This is a genomic window from Streptomyces sp. NPDC058157 (assembly GCF_042884105.1).
GTDB lineage: Bacteria > Actinomycetota > Actinomycetes > Streptomycetales > Streptomycetaceae > Streptomyces.
On record NZ_JBHVUQ010000328.1, the window covers coordinates 1 to 5069 of the forward strand.

At 74.1% G+C, this 5069-nt stretch carries 4 protein-coding genes and 1 pseudogene; 1 reads left to right on the forward strand and 4 read right to left on the reverse strand.

Annotated elements, in window-relative coordinates; genetic code table 11:
* The 4 genes and pseudogenes from ACFVXK_RS36995 to ACFVXK_RS37010 all read right to left on the reverse strand — a co-directional run.
* Window positions 1–371: pseudogene (locus ACFVXK_RS36995) on the reverse strand (hypothetical protein); the annotation flags it as partial.
* Window positions 372–477: 106 nt separating this feature from the next.
* Window positions 478–1557, reverse strand: coding sequence for a hypothetical protein (locus ACFVXK_RS37000; protein WP_389621287.1), 1080 nt, complete (start codon window positions 1555–1557; stop codon window positions 478–480).
* 481 nt (window positions 1558–2038) lie between these two features.
* Complete coding sequence (locus ACFVXK_RS37005) at window positions 2039–2875, reverse strand: class II fructose-bisphosphate aldolase (RefSeq protein ID WP_389621289.1); 837 nt, start codon at window positions 2873–2875, stop codon at window positions 2039–2041.
* On the reverse strand, window positions 2872–3774 hold the full coding sequence (locus ACFVXK_RS37010) for an SIS domain-containing protein (RefSeq protein WP_389621292.1): 903 nt from the start codon (window positions 3772–3774) through the stop codon (window positions 2872–2874). The genes ACFVXK_RS37005 and ACFVXK_RS37010 overlap by 4 nt, the downstream gene beginning before the upstream one ends.
* Before the next feature lie 246 nt (window positions 3775–4020).
* On the opposite strand from ACFVXK_RS37010, the gene ACFVXK_RS37015 reads away from it, so the two are divergent.
* Window positions 4021–4800, forward strand: a complete 780-nt coding sequence (locus tag ACFVXK_RS37015; protein ID WP_389621295.1) for a DeoR/GlpR family DNA-binding transcription regulator — start codon at window positions 4021–4023, stop codon at window positions 4798–4800.
* Window positions 4801–5069: the final 269 nt, after the last annotated feature.

Here is a 5069-nt window from a genome sequence, read left to right on the forward strand (position 1 = left end):
CTTCCGAGCCCGACGACGGTCATCTGCAGAGTCAGGCCCGGGGTCACGGCCAGCGTGGCGCGGGTCTCGCCGCCCAGGCCGCCGGGCGCGCCCGCGTTCGGGGGTGCGGGCAGGACGTAGCCGGCCGCGCTGCCGCCCTCGGCGCCGAAGAGGTCGACCGTCACCTCGCTCACCCCGGCCGGGACGGTGAAGGTGTCCGTGCCGACGTCGCCGTAGGCGCAGGAGGGGGTCGCGGCGGTGAAGGTGCCGCCCGTGCCGCAAGGGGTGGCGGGTGGTGCCGTGTCGGCCGTCGCGGGGAGGGGGGCCAGGGCGGCGGCCACGAGGCCCGCGGCGCCGGCCGCCTTCAGGATCTTCGATCGGTACATGCTCAAGGGGGTTCCAAACGACGGTGCTCGGGGGGAGGGACGTGCGGGGCCGCGGCCGGGTCCACGGGTGTGGCGCCGGCCGCGGCGACCGTGCGGCGGGTGGATCCGTCGGTCAGACGCCGTCGTCGGCGCACAGCGCCCAGGCGTCGGAGTAGGTGTTCGGGGAGCTGGGGGCCCCGGTGTGGGTGTAGGCGGACCAGTAGGCGGCGCTGGTGGTGCCGTCGGAGACCGGGCTGCCGCCGGAGTCGCTGGGGTAGCTGCCGTTGAGGTGGTCGCCCGGGGAGCCCGGGCCGGTGAAGTTGGTGGTCGTGACGGAGCCCCCGCTGATGGCGGCGCCGCCGCTGACCAGCTTTCCGTCGTTCTGGCCGCAGCCGACGGTGACGGTCGCGCCGGCGGTGCCGGCGGTGGGGCCGCTGACCTCGGAGAAGCGGACCTTGACGGTGGTGCCGCTGATGTTGATGTTGTTGCCGCTGCAGATGGCGTACGCGTACGTGGTGTTGCCGCTGTCACCGCCACCGCCGTTCCAGCCGACGGCGCTCCAGGAGTCGGGGTTGGTCTCCCCGTCGGCCGCGGCCTTCTGGCCGTAGCCGTGGGCCGAGTCGTTGAACGTGGGGAAGCTGGCGATCGGCTTGAGGCTGCCGACGACGGCCGGGGTGATCCGGGCTCCCCCGCCGAGCAGGCGGGTGCCCGAGGGGCAGGTCGCGGTGACCAGGCCCACCGTAGAACTGGTGACGGGGCCCGCGACCTTGTTCATCACCACCTGGGTGTGGTTGATGAGGTTGCTGGTGAAGCACATGGCGTACGGGGTGCTGGAGAAGGAGGCGTTGACCGCTCCCCCGCTGCCGCCGATGCCGAGCCAGTAGGCGACGTCGGTACCGACGACGCCGGTGGAGCCGGTGTACTCGGTGCTGCCGTCGGGGCTGGGCGAGCTGCCGTTGATCTTGTTGCCGTTGGACGAGGAGCCGGTGCCGATGGCCTGGTTGATGCCGCCGCCGGAGATCAGGCCGCTCGAACAGTGGGCGTTGGTGGAGATCTCGGCGAAGGCGGAGCCGGGCCCGGAGGTGGCGCCGGGGGTCTTCACGGTCACGCCCACGGTATTGGCGTAGGCGGTGCCCGGTATGGCCAGGGCCAGCAGGGCGCCGAGGATCAGCGCCCTCCCGGCCAGCGGGCGCCGGCGCAGGAACTTGTCCATCAGGACGTCTCCCTTTCGGAGGTGGAGCGTTCGGGCGGGCGAAGGCGCGCACGGGCGCCGCCGGAGTCGTCGACGCTGACGTCCGGTGCGGCGGGGTGCGGGGGCTCGCTCGGGTCGGGGGTGCCGGCCGGACGCCTCGGGGCGTGGGGCCGGTGCCGCGGTGGGGCTGTGCGTGGTGCGCTGGATCAGCGGACGGACGGGGCCTCGCGGGAGCGGGTGCCGTGCGCGGGGTGCGGGACAAACCAGGTCGTGGACTGTCCCGCACCCTTGGCACGCGGATGGCACCTGCGGAATGTAGCAGTCAGATAAGGCCGCATGTAAGACGTGAATGGCCACTTGACCTGGCAAATGCGGTACTCGCAAGTAGCTCGCGGACCGCCCACGCACAAAGACGCCCGGCCGGGGCCGGGCGTCGGAAGGGATGCGGTGACGGGGGTGTGGTGACGGGGGGTGTGGTGATGGGGGGAGTGGCGGCAGGGCGTCAGTTCAGGGCGGCGATCATGGCCTCGGCCGTCGCCGCCATCGCCGCACGCGCGGCGGTGAGGTAGGGGCGGGGGTCGGCCCCGGTCAGATGGGTGCGGATGGCCTCCGTCATGGCCACGTTGAGCGCGGTGCCGATGTTGACCTTGCGGATGCCGCCGGCCACCGCAGCGGCGAGCTCCCCGTCCGGCAGACCGGAGGAGCCGTGCAGCACCAGGGGAACGTCCACCGTCTTGGCGAGGCGCGCCAGCAGGGCGTGGTCGAGGGCGGCGGTCCTGCTGGTCATGGCGTGGGTGCTGCCGACGGCCACGGCCAGGGCGTCCACCCCGGAGTCGGCGACGAACCGCCGCGCCTCGTCCGGGTCGGTCCGGGCGCCCGGGGCGTGCGGGTCCAGCGGGGCGGCGCCGTTCTTCCCGCCGACCTCGCCCAGCTCCGCCTCGATCCACAGCCCGTTCACGTGCGCCCAGTCGGCGGCGGACCGGGTGGCCTCCAGGTTCTCGGCGTAGGGCAGGTGCGCGGCGTCGTACATCACCGAGCCGTAACCGGCGTCGGCGGCCTGCCGCAGCAGGTCGGGGCTCTTGACGTGGTCCAGGTGCAGCCCGACCGGCACCCCCGCGGCCTCGGCGCACGCGGCGGCGGCCCGGCTGATGGGCAGCAGGGCCCCGCCGCGGAACTTCACGGCGTTCTCGCTGAGTTGGAGGATCACGGGCAGCCCGGCCCGCTCGGCCCCCTCGACCACGGCCTCGGCGTGTTCCAGGGTGATGACGTTGAACGCGGCGACGGCCCGTCCGGCGGCGGCCGCCTCCGCGACGAGGGTCCCTGCGGGGACGAGGCTCATCGGACCGCCCCCTCGCCGCTGGTGAGGATCACCGAGCGGGTGAGGTTGCGGGGCGCGTCCGGGTCCAGCTGCCGCACGGCGGCGACCGCCACGGCCAGGCGGTGCACCCGGACCAGTTCGGCGAGCGGGTCCAAAGTGCCGTCCACCCACTCCGCGCCCGTGCTCAGGACCTGCTGGGCGATCCCTTCGGGGGTGCCGCCCAGCGACCAGGTGACCGAGCCGGGGCCGGTGACGCTGACCGGGCCGTGCCGGTACTCCATCGCCGGGTAGGCCTCGGCCCACGACAGGGAGGCCTCGCGCATCTTCAGGGCCGCCTCGTGGGCCAGTCCCACGCTCCAGCCCCGTCCGAGGAAGGTGAACTGCCCCCGTGCCTCCAGCCCGGGGGGCAGGGGCGCGGCCAGCGCGGCGCGGCCGTCGGCGACCACGTCCGGGGTGTGCGCGCCGACGTGGGCCCGCAGGAGGGTGAGGGCGGTGGTGGCGAAGCGGGTCTGGACGACGGACCGCTCGTCGGCGAAGTCCAGCACGACCAGCGCGTCGGCGAGGCCGGCCACCGGGGTGTCCGGGTCACCGACGACCGCGGTGGCCGGGATCCCCGCCTCCCGCAGCCCGGACAGCAGGTCCAGCACCTCGGTGGTGGTCCCCGACCGGGTCAGGGCCACCACCCGGTCGTAGCGGCGGTGGCGGGGGAACTCCGAGGCCGGGAAGGCGTCGGTCTCCCCCTGCCCGGCCTCCTCGCGCAGGGCGGCGGCGGCCTGGGCCATGTAGTACGAGGTCCCGCACCCCACGATCGCGGTGCGCTCCCCCGGCCCCGGCAGCACCGCCCGGTGGGCCGGGGCCAGTTCGGCGGCCCGTTCCCAGCTCTCGGGCTGCGTGGCCAACTCGTACGCGACGTGACTCATGCGGGCTCCCTGCGCGTTGGATGCGTCATCCTGGCGGTTCCTGCGTGCTGTTACTGCGTGGTGCTGCGCGTTCCGGCGCGTGTTCCGGTGCGTGTTCCTGCAAGGTAGCGGCCCGTTTCACGCAACTTCAAGCATCGACGAGGTGTTCGCCTCGGCTAATGTCGACGGCACGGCCGGGGAAGGGAACCCGGCACGGCACCGGGACGGCCCGGCGGCCGACACGGGGGACGACACGGGAGGGGCGCCATGACCCGCACGGAACGCTGGCAGAGACTGCTGGACCTGCTGGTGGAGCGGGACGGGGTCGAGGTGGAGGCCGCCGCCGAGACGCTCGGCGTCTCCGCCGCCACCATCCGCCGCGACCTCGACCAGCTGGCCGAACAGCAGCTGCTGGTGCGCACCCGTGGCGGGGCGGTGCCGCACGGGGTGTCGTACGAACTCCCCCTGCGCTACCGGACGTCACGGCGGGCCGCCGAGAAGCGGCGGATCAGCGAGGCCGTCGCGGCGCTGATCGCGCCCGGCGAGGTGGTCGGCCTGACGGGCGGCACCACCACGACGGAGGTGGCCCGCGCCCTGGCGGCCCGCCCGGACCTGGCCGGCGGCTCCCCCGCGCTCACCGTGGTCACCAACGCCCTGAACATCGCGGGCGAGCTGGTGATCCGCCCCCAGTTCAAGATCGTGCTGACGGGCGGGGTGGCCCGTCCCCAGTCGTACGAACTCACCGGCCCGCTGGCCCAGCAGACGCTCGGTCAGCTCACCGTGGACACGGCGGTGGTGGGCGTGGACGCCTTCGACCCGGCGGACGGCGCGGCGACCCGCCACGAGGACGAGGCGGCCGTCAACAGCCTCCTGTGCACCCGCGCCCGGCGCGTGGTGGTCGCGGCGGACTCCACGAAACTGGGCGTCCGCGCCTTCGCCCGCATCTGCCCGACCACAACGGTCCACACCCTGGTCACGGACACGGCCCTCACCCCTTCCCTGGCGGCGGCGTTCGAGGGGGCGGGGGTGGAATTGATACGGGTGTAGGGGGGCCATCACCCCCCGGCGGAACGGCACTGGCGGACAGCACTGGCGGGACGGAACCGGGGTGACGGAACCCGATCGGGCGGACGGGGAGACGGCGACCGGGGCCCGGGGGTGGGCGGGACCCAAGTAGGGCGGTCTCAGGGAGGGGTTGGGGCTTTCCCGTCAGTCTCATCGTCCTTCCGCGTCGGGCCGGCCTGTCAAGGGCGCTCCTTCGTCGCGTCGCTTCGCGATCGCCTGCGGCGACCCATGACAGAACGTCCCGCCACGGA

Excerpts from the sequence above, each read along its gene's own strand:
- ACFVXK_RS37000 (WP_389621287.1), bottom strand. The coding sequence starts at position 1,557 with ATGGACAAGTTCCTGCGCCGGCGCCCGCTGGCCGGGAGGGCGCTGATC.
- ACFVXK_RS37005 (WP_389621289.1), bottom strand. The coding sequence starts at position 2,875 with ATGAGCCTCGTCCCCGCAGGGACCCTCGTCGCGGAGGCGGCCGCCGCC.
- ACFVXK_RS37010 (WP_389621292.1), bottom strand. The coding sequence starts at position 3,774 with ATGAGTCACGTCGCGTACGAGTTGGCCACGCAGCCCGAGAGCTGGGAA.
- ACFVXK_RS37015 (WP_389621295.1), top strand. The coding sequence starts at position 4,021 with ATGACCCGCACGGAACGCTGGCAGAGACTGCTGGACCTGCTGGTGGAG.